Below are 19,117 nucleotides of genomic sequence, written 5' to 3'. Positions count from 1 at the left end.
AATGAACTATGCTGAATATATCTTCAAATAAAATTGAGACTAAAATAAAAGTTGGAAATTACACTGCATTGACAAATGTTTTGCTCAGAAAAAAAGAGCGCGCCTTGTTGAGAATGTTATATATAATTTCTGCTGTATTGCTCATTGTGATATTTCTTCCATGGACACAAAATATTCGTTCAAACGGAAATGTTATTGCCTTGAAACCTGAGCAGAGACCGCAAACTATTCACTCGGTTATTGGTGGACGAATTGAGAAGTGGTATGTGCAAGAAGGCCAATTTGTAAACAAAGGGGATACCATCATGTATATTTCAGAAGTAAAGTCAGAATATTTTGATACTTTATTATTGGAGCGTACGCAAGATCAGATTGACTATAAAGAGCAAGGCGTAATAAGTTACGACAATAAAATTGAGGCACTAAAACAACAATTAGATGCCTTGCAGCGCACCAGTCAATTAAAACAAGAGCAAGCAAAAAACAAGTACAAACAAGCCAAGCTTAAGGTGAGTAGTGACAGTATTAAATATCAGGCGGCAGAAGTGAAGTATATGACTGCAGAAGAACAATACAAGCGATTTGTGAAACTCTATGAAGATGGAATAAAATCATTAACAGATGTTGAGAACAGAAATTTGGTGATGCAGAATGCCATGGCAGAAGTTATTTCGGCAGAAAACCAATTGCTCACAAGTCAAAATGAACTCATCAATGCTGAGGTGGAATTGTTTACCGTACGTGCCAACTATGAGTATGAAATTTATAAAACAGAGTCTGAAATAAATTCTGCATTATACAATAAGTTAGATGCTTCAGCGCAAGTTGTGAAATCAGAAAATGAGTTTCAAAATTATCAGGTGAGACAGCAATACTATTATATCACAGCGCCGCAAGATGGATATATAACACGCGCAATTCAATCAGGTATTGGTGAAATTGTTAAGGAAGGAACGCCCTTGGCTAGCATCATGCCGGCATCGTATGATCTTGCTGTTGAAACGTATGTGCGTCCAATGGATTTGCCTTTGGTTGAGAAGGGACAAAAAGTACGAATACAATTTGACGGGTGGCCATCCATTGTATTTTCAGGCTGGCCAAATTCTAGCTACGGAACTTTTGGAGGGGTGATTTACGCGGTTGATAATTTTGTAAGTGAGAACGGAAATTATAGGGTACTAGTTGTGCCTGACCCCGATGATATAGCATGGCCTCCTGCCTTACGCCCCGGATCAGGTGCAGTGAGTATGATGCTCCTCAAAGATGTGCCTGTATGGTATGAGATATGGAGAAAAATTAATGGATTTCCACCGGATTATTATAAAAGTTCTGAGAACATAAAACAAGAAAAAAAATAAGGCTCACCGGCTTGAAAAATCTACTATGAAAATGATACGAATATATGGTTTATTGATGCTCTTAATCTACATGCAACACGCTTCATTTGCGAATATTGACAGCAATATGGTTATGCATTTTGAAGATTACATTGGGATAATAAAAAATCATCATCCAATGGCACGTCGGGCTGAGTTGAAAGTTGAAATTGCTGAGCGGCAATATGCTTCAGCAAAAGGGAGTTTTGATCCTGAAATCAACTCAAGCATGTCACAAAAAATTTATGAGGGAACAGAGTATTATAAGCTATTTGGTACTTCACTGAAAGTGCCTGCCTGGTTTGGAATTGAAGTGTATACCGGTATTGATATGAGTGCAGGAACCTATCTGAATCCTGAACGAAATTTACCGGAAAATGGATTGTATTATGCCGGTATTTCGTTGCCCTTAGGTCAAGATTTATTCATTGATTATCGCATGTTTGAATTGAAGAAAGCAGATATTTATTTGCAGGCTAGTTTATATGAAAAACAAGTTTTAATGAATGAATTGTTGATGGATGCATCGGTAGTATATTGGAATTGGTTCAAGGCGTACAATGCGTTAAAGGTGTATGAAGAAATATACGCTACTGCAAGCATCCGTTTTGATGCAATAAAAAAATCTGCATTGGGGGGTGATCGTCCATTCATTGATACCGTTGAGGCACACATCAATTTGCAAAATCGCTACATGGGTATGCTCACAGCGCGCAATGATTATGAGAATAAAACCAAACAAGCGGCTACCTACCTCTGGGCTGAAGGAATAGTGCCACTTGAAATTACTGAAAAACTTTCTCCTCCATTCTATGAAAACATCAAGGTGTGCCTGTTTGAACCTGATGCAATGTCTGCCGGAGATAGTTTGATTTTGAATCATCCAAAAATTAAAATGAATGATAACAAACTGGATTATCTTGCTTTAGAAAAACGATACAGACAAGAGCAACTCAAGCCACAAATTGATCTTAAATACAATTTTATTACAGAGCCCTTTAGCGCCGGCACATCTTCTGCATCATTCAATAATTACACGTGGGGATTTGAATTTTCTACGCCCATTTTTTTAATGGATGAGCGCAATGCATTAAAAGTTACCAAGCTGCAAATGGAAGATAATATGCTGGCCGGATCTCTATTGCTGGCTGATTTAACGTATAAAAATTTCATGGCAGCAAACAATTGGAAAAATAGCGCTGACCAGTTAATCGTTTGGCAAGGCGTAGCTAAAAATTATCTTGAACTTTTTGAAGCTGAAATGGCTCTTTTCAATGCTGGTGAAAGTTCTATTTTTATGATCAACTCACGTGAAATGGACAGAATAAATGCTCTTTTAAAATGGATTGATCTGATTGTGCAAAATCAATTAGCCGCGCAGCAATATGATTATTCGCTTGGCTTGATGGGGTCAAAGTAAGTGTTGGTAAATCACGATAGCTTGGATGTGTGAGTCTCATGAAATCTACTGAAATTGGATAATCCATTTTCTACTGGTTAACCGGGTGTGTGTTTTATAGCGAGTTGATCAGCGTGTTGCCATGATGAATCAAATTACCTTTTTCAAATCATGAATTAATCACAGGATTTTAAACACTATCAGACTTTGTTATAGTTTAAAAAGTGCACTCTTGTTTTTCGGGTGAAGGATGAACTCCTTTTTTTTTCTCTTAGTATATAAACACTTCTATTTTTTTTAATGCTCCTTTCTCTATCTCAATAATTGCTATAAATGACATGGGTCATTAACAGCTAACAAATGTCAGTTTCTTCTAAGGTACTGAACCCAACATTGTGATAAAAAAATGGAAGATATACGTATGACTCAGATCATCAATTCACACTATTTGCACAGTGAGTTAAGAGGGTAATTTATCTTAATTAATCACTTGTAAAGCAATCAGTTGTCATCAATTTGGGATATTTCGCAAGCTAATTTTGTCATGTCCAATCATGGTGATTGACGACAAGTAATGTAAATTAATCTTATGAAAAAAATGAACTATTTAACGGGTGCGGCGCTTATGATGTGCTTGTCATCCGTCAACTCATTTTCACAGTGCACTGACTGGGAGAATGAGTATGTCCTGAATAAGGACAGTAACCCCGGTTCTCAGAATGATTTTGATTTTCTGGGCCAAGGTGATCAGGTTGCGCAAACCTACCTCTATTCCGGAGAAGGGGTGATAAATGCCATCACAGTACGAGGATATGTTCCGGGTATGTTCTCCTATGCAGAGATGCGTATGAGAATATACAATGTTGACGCTAATAACAGACCAACATCGGCAATATCGTCTTATTATTATTTCAATTATTATGACAATCCGTCAAATATGCAAACCGTTTACATTCCGCAAACAAGCGTGAGTGGAAATTTTGCTATTTCAATTCAGGTTGTTGGGTATAATCCACTGCGCACATTTGCCTGTCTTACAAATGAAACAGGAGATGGTTCAGGTGAAGATCTGTCTTCATACAGAAATGGCTATAGCACCGGATCATGGTTGAGTACCTTGTCGGGTCCTCATGGTGATGTTGATTATTATATTGAGCCATTGATGACGCATACAAACGATGCCGAATTTGAAGTGGACGGTGGCAACTGTCAAGCCGCAGGCAATGTTACTTTCAATAATAATTCAACTATTTCAGAAGATGTAATGTTTAACCAGGCATCGGCTGTTTATACTTGGAATTTTGGTGATGCAAGTTCATCAAATCTTGAAAATCCTACACATACTTATGCGCCGGGAGCATATACTGTTACGCTTACTACTACGTATGAAAATTATGACGGTACAACTTGTACTGATTCATATTCACAAGATATCAGTGTTGGTATGACAGTAGCTGCTAACGTTACCAATGCAACATGCTTTGGATATGAAGATGGTGAAGTAAGTGGAACAGTTTCTAACGGAAACTCACCTTACATTTTCTGGACTTCTGAAGGAGATAATCTGACTGGTTACGCTGCCGGAACTTATACACTTTATGCAGAAGATGATTTAGGTTGTACAGCTTCTGTAAATTTTACAGTTACTGAAAATCCTGAAATTGTTTTTGGTACACCACAAGTAACTTCTGCAACATGCGGAAATGCTGATGGTGCTCTTTTAGTTTCTGCGGCTGGTGGAACAGGTGCGCTTGAATACAGTCTGGATGGTGGTGCTTACCAATCAACCGGATATTTTAACGGACTAACAGGTGGTGTTCACACGGTTACTGTTATGGATGCAAGTTCTGCGAATTGTACTGCAGAAATGAGTTTTGTAATTCCTGAAGCAGCAGCTCCACATATCACTCTTTATTCTGTAACCAACGAATTGTGTAATGGTGATGCAAGTGGTGAAATTGTTGTAGTTGGAACCGGCGGTACCGGAGCTCTTGAGTTCAGTATTGATGGAGGTACTACCTATCAATCATCGGGTACTTTCACCGGTCTTTCTGCAGGTACTTATACGGTGCTTGTTCAAGATGATATCTCTTGTGTAAATGGTATTTCAGAAATTGAAGTTACACAGCCTGATGCAATTGATTTTGATCTAAGTGCAGAAGATGTGTTGTGTTTTGGTGGTGCAAATGGTTCAATTGAAGTTTCAAATCAAATTGGTGGTGTTGGTACCTTCGTGTATAGCTTAGATGCTACAACATATCAATCAGGTTCTAGCTTCAGCGGATTAGCTGCAGGTACTTACGTTGTTACTGTAAAAGATGTAAACGGATGTATGGAATCAGGGAATATTGTTGTTGAACAACCTACTGCGCTTTTAGTTAGTAACTCACACAACAATCCGGTTTGTAATGGATATGCAGATGGAGATATCACTGTAACTGCGACAGGTGGTTCACCTGATTATACGTATGACTTGATTGGTGATGGTAACCCTGCACAGTCATTCAATACATTTAACGGAATCCAAGCAGGGTCATACAATATTGTTGTGACAGATGCTCATGGATGTCTTGCAAATACATCACTGACTGTAACGCAGCCTGATCCTATCGCTGCGAATATCGTACCGGGCTCTTCAACTTGTCTTGGATCTGATGGAAGCATTGGCGTTGTTAGTGCTACCGGCGGAACAGGTTCAGGGTATGAATTCAGTTTTGATGGTGGTTCAACTTGGATTGGTGTGCCAAACAACATTCCTGGTTTGAGCGCAGGTCTTTATGATATTCTTGTACAAGACGATGCAAATTGTGTGCTTGGGTATATGATTAATGTTACAAATATTGGTGCGCCTCCTGTATTAACAGTGAACAACCACACTGATGTAAATTGCCACGGTGGTAATGATGGTTCAATTACAGTTGGTACCGGTGTTGCTACTGATGAATATAGCATTGGATTTGGATTCCAATCGTCAGGTACTTTCACAGGTTTGACTGCGGGTACTTATACAGTAGTTGTACAAAGCAGTGCCGGATGTGAACTTCAGGCTGGCACAATTACAATTATTGAACCTGCTGACTTTGTGATTATCACTACACCTGTTGATGCGTTGTGTAATGGTTCTAACGATGGTGAAGTTGACATTCTTGCAAGTGGTGGTGCCGGAACAATTTCATATAGTCTTGATGGTACAACTTTTCAATCAAGTTCAACAATTGATGGATTGGGTGCAGGTGAATATGAACTTGTAATTCAAGACGCACTTGGTTGTTTAGGATACTCATCATTTGTGATTGGCGAACCAACCGAACTTGAATTATTCACTGCACATTTGGATGTAACTTGTAATGGTGCTTCAAACGGGGTTATTTATGCTATTGCTGATGGTGGAACACCTGCTTACGAGTATAGCTTGAATGCGGGGCCTTATTCAAATAGCGGAGTGTTCTCAGGATTGTCTGGTGGAACATACACTGTCTACGCTCAAGACGATCATAACTGTACAACAACAGGTGTGGTACAAATTCATGAGCCAAGTGCAATAGTTCTGAACGCTTCGGTTTCTGACGTTAGTTGTGCAGGGGGTGATAATGGAGTTGTTGATCTTTCAGTTACAGGTGGTGTTGCCCCATACATGTTTACTTGGGTATTGGATGATGCTATCATCACAACTGAAGACATCTTTAATTTAACTGAAGGCACATACAATGTAACAGTAACTGATGCTAACGGATGCGTTGAAAATGGATCTTATTCTGTTGATGCACCTTCAAATCCACTTGTGGTTAATGGTGCTGTTACTAATGCAACAGGATCTACTGCAACTGACGGTGAAATTGACGTAACGGTAACCGGTGGTACTGCACCTTATACTTACAGCTGGTCTAACGGATCTACCTCAGGTGATCTTACCGGACTTGCTCCAGGTGTTTACACAGTGGAAATTACTGATGCTGCAGGATGCTCTGTGTCTAATACATTCACTGTAACATTTGAACTAGAAGTTGGAGAAGGGCAAGATGGATATAGCATATCAATTTATCCAAACCCTGCTAGTGCTTATTTGAATATTCAGGTTACTGATGCATCAGTTGAAAAAATCACCTTGATTGATTTACAAGGCAAAGTGGTTTACTCTGACAGCACCGGTGATGCTCAAGTTCAAATTGGTTTAGATGAATTCTCAACCGGAATTTACTTTGTCAATATTCACACCGACAAAGGAGTAACAGTAGAGAAAGTTGTTATTACCAAATAACGAATTGATCATTCATGATCAAATCCCGGTTTCATATTTTGAAGCCGGGATTTTTTTTGGGGGAAAGTAGATGAACACTCCTCATAAAAGGTAATGTTCAAGAAATAGAAAGAAAAAAAATTGACGGGTTGGAGTTTAGGTTGGCGCTGGGATTAAGGTTGTATATAGCCTAGTGATGTGCAGATTTAATCGCAAAGACCTATGATCACTGTTTCGGAGAATACAACTATTTACCTTTTTTTTTATTATTAAATCGATCTGATAAATTGAACATCCGAATGGGGAATGAAGCAATTTAACTTTTTTTTGATTGTCACTTACAATAGAAAGTATCAGAATCAGAGTTTGAAATAGTTTAAATTTTTTGTTGATCAATTACGAAAATGGGAAGATTTTAATTCCTCCCCCAACAGCTCCATAAAAATAACCAATCCACATCAACCAAGTCAAAAGCACATCAAATGTTAGCCTTAAATCCTTTAAGCAAGTATTGGCAGAACGTTTCAAAAACTGAATTAGAGGGTTTCAACTTGAATTTTATTATCGTTAAAATGAGTTAATTGGTCGAAAAAAATGAGTTGAGCTAATCACTCGTAATCGTTGATAAGCTCTGGGATACCGTTCAATCAATAAAACCGGCAGATAGAAAACTTATTGGATATAATGCATTGTTATACAAAGAAATCTTTGTACATTTATAACAGAGTAAGTAGTTTTTTTCATTTCAAAAGTTGATGAGCCTGGCAAACGTGTCAGGCTTATCTTCTTTTATGCAGTCCCGTTTTCAAGGGCTTTCGCTACATCACGCAAAGGAATGTTCAAGGGTTGGTTAGAATCTGAAAATATTTTTTCTTCCAGTATGACTACTTTATTTCCAAGGGGTTGCCAGCGTACAGCATGCGTTGGACGTTGGGTAGAAAACAAACCAATGGTTTTAATATTGGCAAGTCCGGCCAAATGGAGTGGCCCGGTACTTGCGGCAATTAGGGCATCTGATTTTGAAATAAATCCAATCAGTTCATCCAAATTCATTTTACCGGTTAAATCATGCACGTTATCATGCACCGGAATTTTATTGCGGAATAATTGACCTTCTTTTTCAGTGCCGGTAAAAAACACTTCATATTTGGCGCCATCCAGTGTTTGAGCTAATTCTATGAAATTTTCAATTGCCCATTCACGCGCGCTGCCTTGTGATTTGGGGTGCAGAATTATATTACACTTTCCCGGTTTCAGTTGTTGAATAAATGAATTAGCTGATGATTTTATGCGGGAGAATCCTGCTGAAATTTGTAATGATGTTAATGTTGGAATTTCATCAATACCAAATGGCGACAAGAGTTTTACATTGAGTTGTGATTCGTGCAGATCAGAATTTTTACGCGTAAATGATGGCCGGTGATTACAAGTAAACAAATGAAAAAAACGGTGTGATGTTCCAATGCGATTTTTTATGCCTGCTTTTTTAGCCAGTTGTGCAATTTCTTTTCTTGGAAAAACATGAATGAGGGTGTCAATATTTTTGGATGATAAAAAAGCTATTTGCTCTTGTATGCTCATTTGCTGAAGAGTGGCCCATTCCCAAATTTCATCAACAAAAGTGCAAGTTTCTATGACAGGTTTTGTGTAGGTATTTCCCAAAAAAGATATTTTGCACTCAGGGAATTTATTTTTCAATATTCCGGCTAAGGGCAAGGTTAGACAAACATCTCCAATGCTGTCTGTTCTGCTGATGACAATATGTTTGGGATTGCTGATCATTTTTTGGTGAGGCGTCTCAGTTCTTTATATTTTATCACGTTTGATTGTGCTGAAATCAAAGCAATTTTAAATCCCATGCGTCCGTCAAGAAATCCGGCTTTTAAAAAATACATAGAAATAAATCTGCCTATGGCGCTAAGCATGGGCTTTAGTGCGCTCGCAGTTTTTCCTTTTTCAGCAAGTTTTTTCGCGGTGAGTAATGAGTATTTATCTGCCCGCTCACGATGTTCTTTGAATGAATAATAAGAGAAATGATTTAAATGACCTGCTAATTCTTTTTGTGTTAAAGGACTTGAAAATTCTAATTCTTCATGTACGTATGCGCCGGTCCATTTGGTTTTGTCTTTTGGAAAAATACGCACCTTTTTATCAGGATACCAACCTGAATGATAAATCCATTTTCCGCAATAATTAGTCAAGCGGTTCACTATATAAATGCCTGAAAACCCAATTTTTTTTTCAGCAAGAATAGCTTCAATCAATTTTTCATCAGGCGCCTCATCTGCATCAAGTGAAAAAATATAATTTGAATGAACTAGTTGATTGGCAAAATTTTTTGTGTCAGCATATCCTTTCCATTCTGTCTGCACAAATTGAACGGCATGCTCTGCGCAAATGTCTTTTGTTTTGTCAGTTGAATAACTATCTACCACAATAATTTCATCAGCAATTGATTTTACAGATATGATAGCCCTGCCGATATTCCGCTCTTCATTTTTTGTGATGATGACAACCGCAAGCTTTTGCATGGGGTAAAATTAGTGAAAATGATGAAAGGTAAGCACTCAAAAATACTCAGCTGAATAATACAATTCCCAGCGCAGGTTTTTTAAAGACATGCTTTCTGAGGTACCGGCATTCCAAATGAAAACTTCAATTGGGCTTGTGCTTTGATAATCCGGCTCAATTTTAAACTGCATTTTTTCCCACGATGTTTGAATGAATTCTTTCACAAAAAACACGTGTGAGTGGGTTGAGTCTAATACAAACACAATGCGTGATTCAGTGATTTCAGTTTCAGCGCGCGCATCAAAACTAAAAATTAATTTATCTCCTTTTTTAAATGAAATGCTATCAGTTGTCGCAACTGCGGAGTATTGATTTTTTTCATCAGACTGTAGGGCCCAGTCCTGCTCAATCAAAACTGAATTACCCTTAATCACATGACCAGATATTGGATTAAGATCAACTTGCCCTGAAGAAATATTTTGCCAATGCGCAGGCGGATAAATCAATGCCTTTTTTTTCAAAGACAGAAATTGATCCCAATATTGTGCTTGCGTTGGCGAACCAAATGGTAAAATTCCGTTGGCTATTTGAAATGCCTGCACTTGATTGAATATAATTCCCAGAATAAATAGTGTAGTAAAACTGAATTTCAAAAAATTTGATTTAGTTGCTAGCCATTGTATTATCAGGGTAAACAAATATCCCGGAATCAGGTAAAAATCAATCATCACACGCTGGCTCATGCCGGCTCCATAATACCAGCACCACCAACTGCTGAAGAGGTAAATGAGTAAAGCAAAAAGGGTAATTCCAATGAGAAATTGCGCGCGGTTTTTTCTCCATAATAATAGAAATCCGCAAACAAGAATTAGTAACATTAAAGGCGTATACAGAAACCATCCTTTGGTGTATGAGAAAAGAAAATTGAAAATTTCAGGTGATAAAAAATTAAACCCTTCTTTGCCGTAAGAATAGACAATCCAATTACCTGTTTGCATTTTCCAAATGATAGGTGGAACGGCTAGTATGACAAACATGATCGGCAGAGCGTAAAAAATTACGTTCACTGAAAATAATTTTTTCAGCAAACTTTTGTAATAGTTAAAATCAGGAATAAAGAAGATAACAAGTCCAACCGCCAGCACATTAGTTGGTCTGATTATGACTAGCAAGCAAAGGGCTGCCACAAGAAATATAATAGATTTTCGCGAAAAATTATTTTTCAATTGTAGGGCGTGATATACAGCAAAACAAATCAGAAAAAAATTGTGAATGTGCGTTACCGACTGATCAAATACTGAGTAGAAAAAAATATTTGTCCCCATTACCATGACAAGCAATGAGAGATCTGCCAGCAAGGGTTTAACACTGCAGAGTTGAAGAGATTTTTTGAAATAAATCATTCCGGCAAGCATGTATACCCAAAATCCGATGAGAAAAAATAATTGATACGTGTAGGCATATCCATCAACGGGCAATCCTGCGATGTATGAAATTCCGTGAGCCGCTGCGAAGAATGGAAAGTATAATACGGCAACCCCCGGAAAAGTTTTGTTTACCTTTTGTCCGTCTACCTCATTTACAAATGATTTGGAGTTGGCCGGAACATAATACGTTTCATTGATTTTTTCTACAAAACCATAATGCGGATCGTGATAGATAAATAGCGCAGGCAGATACGCGTAGTAACCTTGAGCATCACCGGCAATTGGCTTTTTATACGGGTTGTTGAGGTCAGTACGAAAACTCTGAACCAGAATCAGCAAGAGAAGCAGAATCAAAGGGGTTCTATATTCTGCCGTTTTTTTTATCATTTCCAGTTTCTCAAGGTACTGTCAACATACACCTTATTCTCGGTGAGTTTATCAATCAATGCCTGGCGGAATGCTTCCTTATCTTTTGAATCCAAAACAGAAGTTTCAAAAGGTAAATTGAGATCTTCACGATACCCGAAATTGATCATGTCGGATTGATGCAATTCAACTTTTTCTAGTCCGGTATAATAATATAAATGCATTTCTCTGTCATACACCGCCACCACCTGACTGTTAATGCCAATGCGGAATGCAGTTCCACCCTTGGAAAGAATAAAAATAAAATAAAGTGACTCCAGAGAGAGTAAGCCAAGTACCACCAGCATAGGAATAACATACATAGGTTCAACCGGAATAACCACCAGGCAAAAAATAAAAGCTGCCATCATAAAAAAAAACTTCAATGGCGGTGATTGTAATTCCATGTTTCAGATGTGATTTTGACACAGTCCAGCTATGAGTGAATTGCGTGAATTTTTTCATATCACGTATGCCTTGCCAGCGGCGTTTGACGCGCAATAATCCAATCAAAAAAACAAGCAAGGAAAAGCCTGCAAATATTTGCTGTTGATATGGCATGCCGCGCAAATGCAAATTTGAAATAGACAAATCAAATACTGAAATCAACACCATCAGGCAGAAAACTGCCAGGGTAGAGAAGAGGAGGATATTGATTGCCTTGTTCATTTAGCTGCCTGACGTAAAAGTTTCAATCTTGTTTTTAGTGATTCAATTTCTTCTTTATTCCTTCTGATATTATCGTTCACGCTTTTAAACATTGGATTTTTTTCATCTGCATTAGAGAAAAATGCAAGATTGGTTTCATACTTGAGTATTTCTTTGTTGAGGTGATCAATTTTTTGTCTGATTTGAGATGTCTCTTGGTCAAGCAATCTCTCCTTATTATTGCTGGTTAGGATAGAATCAATCTTTGCCTGAAACATGACTTTTTCTTTTTCTTCACGATCAATATTTAAGCTCGCGTATTTGTCGTCCAGCGCCGTTTTGTAATCTTTATAAATGGCGTCTTTATCTTCAAAAGGCACGTTGCCGATTTTAGCAAATTCTTCAGAAAGAGCTTTCAAATCAGCAATCATTTTTTGCGCTTCGCCGGCGGGTTCGTAGGCTTTAATTTTTTCAATGACCGCTTTCTTTTTATCTAAATTTTCTTTGTTGGCATCATCTTGTGCCTTGAAATGATTGTCTTTTGATGAAAAGAAAAAGTCAATGGGTTCACGGAATTTTTTCCAAAGAGAATTTTCAAATTTTGGTCCGGCTGATCCCAATTCTTTCCATTTTTTCTGTAGGTTAAGAATCTTATTGGTTTTCTCTTTCCATTCAGTTGAATTTTTCAATTCTTCAGCCTGTTTAATCAACTCTTCTTTTTGATTTTTAATAGTACTGAACTGATCGTTGCGCTCACCATAAAATGATTTTTTACGTGCAAAAAAGTCATTGCAAATAGCTCTGAACTCATGATAAATATTTTCGTTTTCATCACGTGGTCCGTAACCTATTTTTTTCCACTCTTCTTGCAATTCAAGCAGTTGATCACTCGCTTTTTGCCAGTGTTTATGATCTGTTAATTCACGCTCATTGATTGCTTTTGCCTTAGTGACAAATTCTTTTTTCAGATCAAGATTTTTTGCTTGTTCTGCTTTGCGATCATCATAGAATTTGTGAATTTTATCATAAACTGCATTGACAGTGTTCCAGTATTCTTCTTTAATTTTTTCCCACTCATCCTGATGTGTGCCACCCAAAGAATTCCATTCGTCTTGCAATGCGTGCAATTGATTTTCTATATCTTTTATTTTATCAAGATTGGTTAGCGCTTTCAGTTTTTCAATCAGTTCTTTTTTCAAAGCCAGATTGCGGTGTAAATCATGATCTTTAATTTCTTTATAAATACCAATATTGTATCTAAACGTATCAATGAGTTGTGAAAATTCTTTTTGAACTTCTTGTCTTTTTTCACGCGGCACAGCGCCTACTTCTTTCCAGGCATCCTGAATTTCTTTGAAGCGTGAAATGGCTTTACCAATATTTTCTTCATTTTGAATCAAATCAGTAAGCGCCGCGATGTATACTTTTTTCTGTTTGTAATTCGCGTTTTCTTGATCTTTGATTTGTGTAAGTTCTACCTTTTTTCTTTCTTTAAAAACATTGGTCACCGCTTTGAATTCATCAAGCAAAGGATAGACAGGACGTTCAATGTTTTCAGGTTTTTCACCGGCAGCCAGACGGTCCAGTTTTTCAATTTCAAACTGTCTTTCTTCTTCATTCTGGATTGCATAAAATTCATTGACCAAATCATTGAATTCATTCTGTGATTCAAGTACAGATGGCTGGTTATTCAGCGCAATTAATTTCTGGATGATTTCTTGTTTCATAAAGCCTGCAGATTAAAGTGTTGTGAGTTGAACAACACAGTAAGATTTAAGGTAAATATTTATTGGATTATTGTCATAGAAAACGCAATGAAGTGCGATGACATAGTAGATTATTAGTTTATGGTTTGTCAGTCTGGTGACTGATCTGAGCCGAAATTACAATAAAGATTCTACAAATAAAAGTACTTATGAAATAACTTTTTCAGCCTGATAATCTACCAAGCTGCGGAATTCTTGTATGCGTGCTGTAATTTCATCTTCAGAAAGATTGGTTAAGCGCTCAGTACCAAATTTTTCAACGCAATAAGACGCCATAGCTGAACCGGCAATCACGGCACGTTTCATATTTTCAAATGACGTATCTCCGGTGCGAGAAAGATAACCAATAAAGCCGCCGGCAAAGGTATCACCGGCACCGGTTGGATCAAACACTTCTTCAAGCGGTAAGGCAGGAGCAAAAAATACTTTATCAGGACCAAACAATAAAGCACCGTGTTCTCCTTTTTTAATGATCAAATATTTTGGGCCAAAAGACATGATTTTTTTAGCAGCTTTCACCAGGGCATATTCCTTTGACATCTGACGGGCTTCTTCGTCATTAATGATAAGTACATCAACCAGTTTAATGGTTTGCATCAAATCATCCCATGCGATATCCATCCAAAAATTCATGGTGTCCATGGCGATTAATCTGGGACGGGTTTTAAGTCGTTCAATAACCAAACGCTGAACCGCAGGAGCAAGATTACCCAACATCAGAAAATCAACTCCTTGATATGAATCAGGTATGATAGGATCAAATTTTTCAAGCACGTTCAATTCTGTAACTAAGGTATCACGTGAGTTCATGTCATTATGATATTTACCAGACCAGAAAAAAGTTTTTTCTCCTTTTTTAATTTGGATACCTTCAATGGAAATTCCGCGTGATTTCAAATCATTTAAAGTTTCTTGAGGAAAATCTTCACCCACAACCGAAACAATTTTTTGATCAGCCGTGAAATAAGATGCCGACAGAGCGATATACGTTCCGGCGCCGCCAATAATTTTATCTGTTTTACCAAATGGAGTTTCGATTGCATCAAACGCCACGCTGCCCACAGTTAATAATGCCATGTTTTTTAAATTTGACCGCAAAGATAGGAAAAAGGCAACAGAAATCAGATGAACCAACAACGTAAACATCGTAGGGACGTGATTCATCACGTCCCGTATAACGATGATACGTTGGGTTTGACAATGATTCGTCCCGTATAACGATGATACGTCCCGTGTGAAGACAATTCACAATTGATGAAATAAAACGAAATGTGAAACATTCCAATGGATTAAATAACCGCGATGTAATAAATGGGGTGAATTTTCGATGCGCGATAAATCGCGTGGGATACGAAGAAATGCAATCAATGGCGTCGGGACGACATTTTTACAATCGTAGGGACGTGATTCATCACGTCCCGTATAACGATGATACGTTGGGTTTGACAATGATTCGTCCCGTATAACGATGATACGTCAACGATTCGTCCCGTGTGAAGACAATTCACAATTGATGAAATAAAACGAAATGTGAAACATTCCAATGGATTAAATAACCGCGATGTAATAAATGGGGTGAATTTTCGATGCGCGATAAATCGCGTGGGATACGAAGGAATGCAATGAATGGCGTCGGGACGACATTTTTACAATCGTAGGGACGTGATTCATCACGTCCCGTATAACGATGATACGTTGGGTTTGACAATGATTCGTCCCGTATAACGATGATACGTCCCGTGTGAAGTCAATTCAGAATTGATGAAATAAAACGAAATGTAAAATATTCCAATGGATTAAATAACCGCGATGTAATAAATGGGGTGAATTTTCGATGCGCGATAAATCGCGTGGGATACGAAGGAATGCAATGAATGGCGTCGGGACGACATTTTTACAATCGTAGGGACTTGATTCATCACGTCCCGTATAACGATGATACGTTGGGTTTGACAATGATTCGTCCCGTATAACGATGATACGTCCCGTGTGAAGTCAATTCAGAATTGATGAAATAAAACGAAATGTAAAATATTCCAATGGATTAAATAACCGCGATGTAATAAATGGGGTGAATTTTCGATGCGCGATAAATCGCGTGGGATACGAAGAAATGCAATCAATGGCGTCGGGACGACATTTTTACAATCGTAGGGACGTGATTCATCACGTCCCGTATAACGATGGCCGTTGCATCATGATGATTCATCACGTCCCGTATAACGATGGTCGTTGTATCATGATGATTCATCACGTCCCGCATAACGATGGTCGTTGTATCATGATGATTCATCACGTCCCGTATAACGATGGTCGTTGTATCATAATGATTCATCACGTCCCGATGGATGATAATACAACAGATATTTTTACATTTACCCATTAAATTTTTTTTTGTGAAAGCCATTGGAATTATTCCTGCACGGTATCAATCATCGCGGTTTCCCGGCAAACCCCTGGTTGATTTATTAGGCAAAACCATGATTCAGCGGGTGTATGAGCAGGCAAAACAATCGGCATTATTGAGTGAGGTGGTTGTAGCAACAGATGATGAACGCATTTGGAATCACGTGCAAGATTTTGGAGGACACGCTGTAATGACATCTATTGATCATGCAAATGGAACATCGCGGTGCGGTGAAGTCATTGAAAAATTTCCTGATTATGATGTAGTAATCAACATACAAGGAGATGAGCCGCTGGTGAGACCTGGACAAATTGATGAAGTGCTTGGTTTGTTTAAGCGACCTGATGTAGAAATTGGAACTGTAGTAAAACGTCTGCACAATTCGGCGGATATTGAAAATGAAAATCGTATTAAAGTGGTCTTAGATTGCGCGGGATTTGCCATGTATTTCAGTCGTAGTCCGATTCCTTTTGTGCAAGGCAAAAACGAGGCGCATTGGCATGAAGCCTTACCATATTATAAACACATTGGCATTTACGCTTGGCGCACTGATACGCTAAAAAAACTGTTGCAATTGGAACCGGCCGAAATTGAAAAAGCTGAATCCTTAGAACAACTCCGTTGGCTTTTCAATGGATACAAAATTGCCACCGTAGAAACTCATATTGAAACGCCAAATATTGATACGCCTGATGATGTGGCTAAAGTGATTAGGGCGTTGAATGGGGGGTGATATTTCTGCGATGAATTTGTTAAGCTGTTAATTCATACAATGTCGTAATTGTCCATTAAGTCTTTCCAAGAAATAATAACCCACCCAAACGCATGTTAAAAGAACTCATTGTCTGGTTTACCATTTCATTTGCAATCCATGCGTTGTTGTATTTGATTTTTATCATACCGGCTTATGGTTATGAAGAGGGAACTTGCGTAAGCATAGTTTGCGAATGGTCATACCAGGCACTTGGAATATTATTTTTTTTTGGCAATTTAGTTGCTGATCTGATGCAGCCCTATGGTGATGGTATAGTTTTGTTTTTTGTTGGAATTTTCCTCAACATGTTGCTGATCTTTGGTGTGGTTAAGGGCATTCGGTATTTGCGCAGATAAACCAAATTAAGCAATTGAATCTCCACGTCAATTGAAGGGTTGCAAATCAAATTCATTGCGTAGGCGCAGGTCGCGACCTGCGCCTACAGAACGATCATCAATTGCAACCCGTGCGGTTTATTTATTCAATTCCTCAATTTCGGATAAATCAAGATGCTAATTAAAACCTCTGGTTACGAGATTGGCATTTATAATAGACCATCCGGATTTACGTTTTGATTTGTCTCAATCAATTTCAACAACGGAGATTCCTTCCAAATGCTTACCTTTGCGCCATACATACGAATCGTGATGATTCCAAACTATTATGAGTAATCAAAAAAAATCTGGCCAATCGGCTAAAAAATTTGGTGGAACCCGAGATGGGTTTTCGGCCGGAAGAAACAAATCAAGAAATTCAGAAGAAAAATCATCCGGAAAAAAGCCCGGAATGGATAGAGAATTCAAAGGAGCACCCGGTAAGAAAAAATCTTTTTCTGATACTGACCCTGATAAAAAACGATCGTCGTCATTCAAAAAAAGTGATAAGGATACCGGTAAAAAATACGCATCCAAAGATGGAGAAAAGAAATCAGGTTATGACCGAGATTACAAGCGATCATCTGACTCCAAGAAATCTTATTCTGATAAAGACACGGATAAAAAACGCGCTTCGTCATTTAAGAAAGGTGAGCCTGATGCGAGTAAAAAATATTCATCCTTTGACAGCGAAAAAAAGTCTGATACAAACAGAGATTACAAGCGATCATCTGACTCCAAGAAATCTTATTCTGATAAAGACACGGATAAAAAACGCAATTCGTCATTTAAGAAAGGTGAGCCTGATGCGAGTAAAAAATATTCATCCTTTGACAGCGAAAAAAAGTCTGATACAAACAGGGAACACAAACGATCATCTGACTCCAAGAAATCTTATTCTGATACTGACGGAGAAAAGAAAAGAGAATACAATGCTAAGAAATTTGTAAAGGGATCAGGTAAAAAATATGCGCCCTTTGATCGTGAAAAAAAACCAAAGGGAGATCCATTACCAAGTTTTTCTGAAGACATCAGATTGAATAAATTTTTGGCGAATGCAGGAATTTGTTCACGTCGTGAAGCAGATGTACTCATTGCTACCGGCATTGTAAAGGTGAATGGTGTCATTGTAACTGAACTAGGTTATAAAGTGAAGCCGGGCGATGAAGTGAAATATGACGGAGCAACCGTACGCGCAGAAAAAAAGCGGTACGTCTTACTTAATAAACCAAAAGATTTTATCACCACAATGGATGATCCAATGGATAGAAAAACGGTGATGGTACTTGTTGCAAAAGCATGTAAAGAACGTATATATCCGGTGGGCAGATTAGACAGAAATACCACAGGATTATTGTTGTTTACCAATGATGGCGACCTCGCGAAAAAACTGACCCATCCACGGTATGAAGTAAAAAAATTGTATCACGTGGAAACAGATGAACCGGTGTCTTTTGAGCAGGTTGAAAAATTACTGAGTGGTGTTGAATTGGAAGATGGGGGATTTGTAAAAGCAGATAAAGTAGAAATCCTGAAAGAGAGCAAAGGACATGAACTGGGAGTTGAAATTCACTCAGGAAAATATCGTGTTGTAAGACGCATGTTTGAATCATTAGGTCATGTTGTAAAACGCCTTGATCGTGTCATGTTCGCCGGTCTTACTAAAAAGGATTTACCTCGTGGTAATTATCGTCATTTGACAGATGTTGAGGTGAATTATTTGCGGATGTTGTAATGGGGGGTCCCATCTTCAATCCATCCCAAGGGGAAGGACGGCCAGTTGCATAAAATTGAATTTGTTAAAAAATTTCCT

Annotated in this window: 13 protein-coding genes; 6 read left to right on the top strand and 7 right to left on the bottom strand. The window is 38.1% G+C overall.

Annotated elements, in window-relative coordinates; all coding sequences use genetic code 11:
* Positions 1-8 precede the first annotated feature (8 nt).
* The 3 genes from IPH66_16085 to IPH66_16075 all read left to right on the top strand — a co-directional run bounded on the left by IPH66_16085 (position 9) and on the right by IPH66_16075 (position 7,033).
* Positions 9-1,358: an HlyD family efflux transporter periplasmic adaptor subunit gene (locus IPH66_16085; GenBank protein MBK7130862.1), complete on the top strand. Its 1,350-nt coding sequence runs from the start codon at positions 9-11 to the stop codon at positions 1,356-1,358.
* Positions 1,359-1,389: 31 nt separating this feature from the next.
* Positions 1,390-2,796, top strand: coding sequence for a TolC family protein (locus IPH66_16080; GenBank protein ID MBK7130861.1), 1,407 nt, complete (start codon positions 1,390-1,392; stop codon positions 2,794-2,796).
* A gap of 568 nt (positions 2,797-3,364) precedes the next feature.
* On the top strand, positions 3,365-7,033 hold the full coding sequence (locus tag IPH66_16075) for a T9SS type A sorting domain-containing protein (GenBank protein MBK7130860.1): 3,669 nt from the start codon (positions 3,365-3,367) through the stop codon (positions 7,031-7,033).
* A 768-nt stretch (positions 7,034-7,801) separates the two neighbouring features.
* Here the strand turns inward: IPH66_16075 and IPH66_16070 are convergent.
* The 7 genes from IPH66_16070 to IPH66_16040 all read right to left on the bottom strand — a co-directional run bounded on the left by IPH66_16070 (position 7,802) and on the right by IPH66_16040 (position 14,846).
* Entirely contained in the window at positions 7,802-8,794 is a 993-nt protein-coding gene (locus IPH66_16070; GenBank protein ID MBK7130859.1) for a glycosyltransferase family 9 protein, read from the bottom strand.
* A complete protein-coding gene (locus tag IPH66_16065) occupies positions 8,791-9,543 on the bottom strand; it encodes a glycosyltransferase family 2 protein (GenBank protein MBK7130858.1) in 753 nt (250 codons plus the stop codon). Before IPH66_16065 ends, IPH66_16070 begins: the two co-directional genes overlap by 4 nt.
* Before the next feature lie 36 nt (positions 9,544-9,579).
* Positions 9,580-11,337 (bottom strand): hypothetical protein, encoded by a 1,758-nt coding sequence (locus IPH66_16060; GenBank protein ID MBK7130857.1) that lies wholly within the window; start codon positions 11,335-11,337, stop codon positions 9,580-9,582.
* Complete coding sequence (locus tag IPH66_16055) at positions 11,334-11,726, bottom strand: hypothetical protein (GenBank protein ID MBK7130856.1); 393 nt, start codon at positions 11,724-11,726, stop codon at positions 11,334-11,336. The genes IPH66_16060 and IPH66_16055 overlap by 4 nt, the downstream gene beginning before the upstream one ends.
* A complete protein-coding gene (locus tag IPH66_16050) occupies positions 11,683-12,024 on the bottom strand; it encodes a hypothetical protein (GenBank protein ID MBK7130855.1) in 342 nt (113 codons plus the stop codon). The genes IPH66_16055 and IPH66_16050 overlap by 44 nt, the downstream gene beginning before the upstream one ends.
* The gene (locus IPH66_16045) at positions 12,021-13,730 is read right to left on the bottom strand and encodes a DUF349 domain-containing protein (protein MBK7130854.1); all 1,710 of its coding nucleotides are present in this window, start codon (positions 13,728-13,730) and stop codon (positions 12,021-12,023) included. The genes IPH66_16050 and IPH66_16045 overlap by 4 nt, the downstream gene beginning before the upstream one ends.
* Positions 13,731-13,916: 186 nt before the next feature.
* Positions 13,917-14,846: a sugar kinase gene (locus IPH66_16040; protein ID MBK7130853.1), complete on the bottom strand. Its 930-nt coding sequence runs from the start codon at positions 14,844-14,846 to the stop codon at positions 13,917-13,919.
* A 1,319-nt stretch (positions 14,847-16,165) separates the two neighbouring features.
* Between IPH66_16040 and kdsB the strand changes: the two genes are divergently transcribed.
* The 3 genes from kdsB to IPH66_16025 all read left to right on the top strand — a co-directional run bounded on the left by kdsB (position 16,166) and on the right by IPH66_16025 (position 19,039).
* Entirely contained in the window at positions 16,166-16,909 is a 744-nt protein-coding gene (gene kdsB / locus IPH66_16035) for a 3-deoxy-manno-octulosonate cytidylyltransferase (GenBank protein ID MBK7130852.1), read from the top strand.
* 92 nt (positions 16,910-17,001) lie between these two features.
* Positions 17,002-17,286, top strand: coding sequence for a hypothetical protein (locus tag IPH66_16030; protein MBK7130851.1), 285 nt, complete (start codon positions 17,002-17,004; stop codon positions 17,284-17,286).
* A 307-nt stretch (positions 17,287-17,593) separates the two neighbouring features.
* Positions 17,594-19,039 (top strand): rRNA pseudouridine synthase, encoded by a 1,446-nt coding sequence (locus IPH66_16025; GenBank protein MBK7130850.1) that lies wholly within the window; start codon positions 17,594-17,596, stop codon positions 19,037-19,039.
* Positions 19,040-19,117: the final 78 nt, after the last annotated feature.

The organism is Crocinitomicaceae bacterium, assembly GCA_016708105.1.
GTDB lineage: Bacteria > Bacteroidota > Bacteroidia > Flavobacteriales_D > Crocinitomicaceae > JADJGJ01.
Note: the sequence above shows the minus strand (reverse complement) of the source record. Positions and strands in the feature narration are given on the sequence as shown.

Bases quoted from the DNA above. Each gene is read 5' to 3' on its own strand.
- IPH66_16085 (MBK7130862.1), top strand. From the start codon at position 9: ATGCTGAATATATCTTCAAATAAAATTGAGACTAAAATAAAAGTTGGA.
- IPH66_16080 (MBK7130861.1), top strand. From the start codon at position 1,390: ATGATACGAATATATGGTTTATTGATGCTCTTAATCTACATGCAACAC.
- IPH66_16075 (MBK7130860.1), top strand. From the start codon at position 3,365: ATGAAAAAAATGAACTATTTAACGGGTGCGGCGCTTATGATGTGCTTG.
- IPH66_16070 (MBK7130859.1), bottom strand. From the start codon at position 8,794: ATGATCAGCAATCCCAAACATATTGTCATCAGCAGAACAGACAGCATT.
- IPH66_16065 (MBK7130858.1), bottom strand. From the start codon at position 9,543: ATGCAAAAGCTTGCGGTTGTCATCATCACAAAAAATGAAGAGCGGAAT.
- IPH66_16060 (MBK7130857.1), bottom strand. From the start codon at position 11,337: ATGATAAAAAAAACGGCAGAATATAGAACCCCTTTGATTCTGCTTCTC.
- IPH66_16055 (MBK7130856.1), bottom strand. From the start codon at position 11,726: ATGATGGCAGCTTTTATTTTTTGCCTGGTGGTTATTCCGGTTGAACCT.
- IPH66_16050 (MBK7130855.1), bottom strand. From the start codon at position 12,024: ATGAACAAGGCAATCAATATCCTCCTCTTCTCTACCCTGGCAGTTTTC.
- IPH66_16045 (MBK7130854.1), bottom strand. From the start codon at position 13,730: ATGAAACAAGAAATCATCCAGAAATTAATTGCGCTGAATAACCAGCCA.
- IPH66_16040 (MBK7130853.1), bottom strand. From the start codon at position 14,846: ATGGCATTATTAACTGTGGGCAGCGTGGCGTTTGATGCAATCGAAACT.
- IPH66_16030 (MBK7130851.1), top strand. From the start codon at position 17,002: ATGTTAAAAGAACTCATTGTCTGGTTTACCATTTCATTTGCAATCCAT.
- IPH66_16025 (MBK7130850.1), top strand. From the start codon at position 17,594: ATGAGTAATCAAAAAAAATCTGGCCAATCGGCTAAAAAATTTGGTGGA.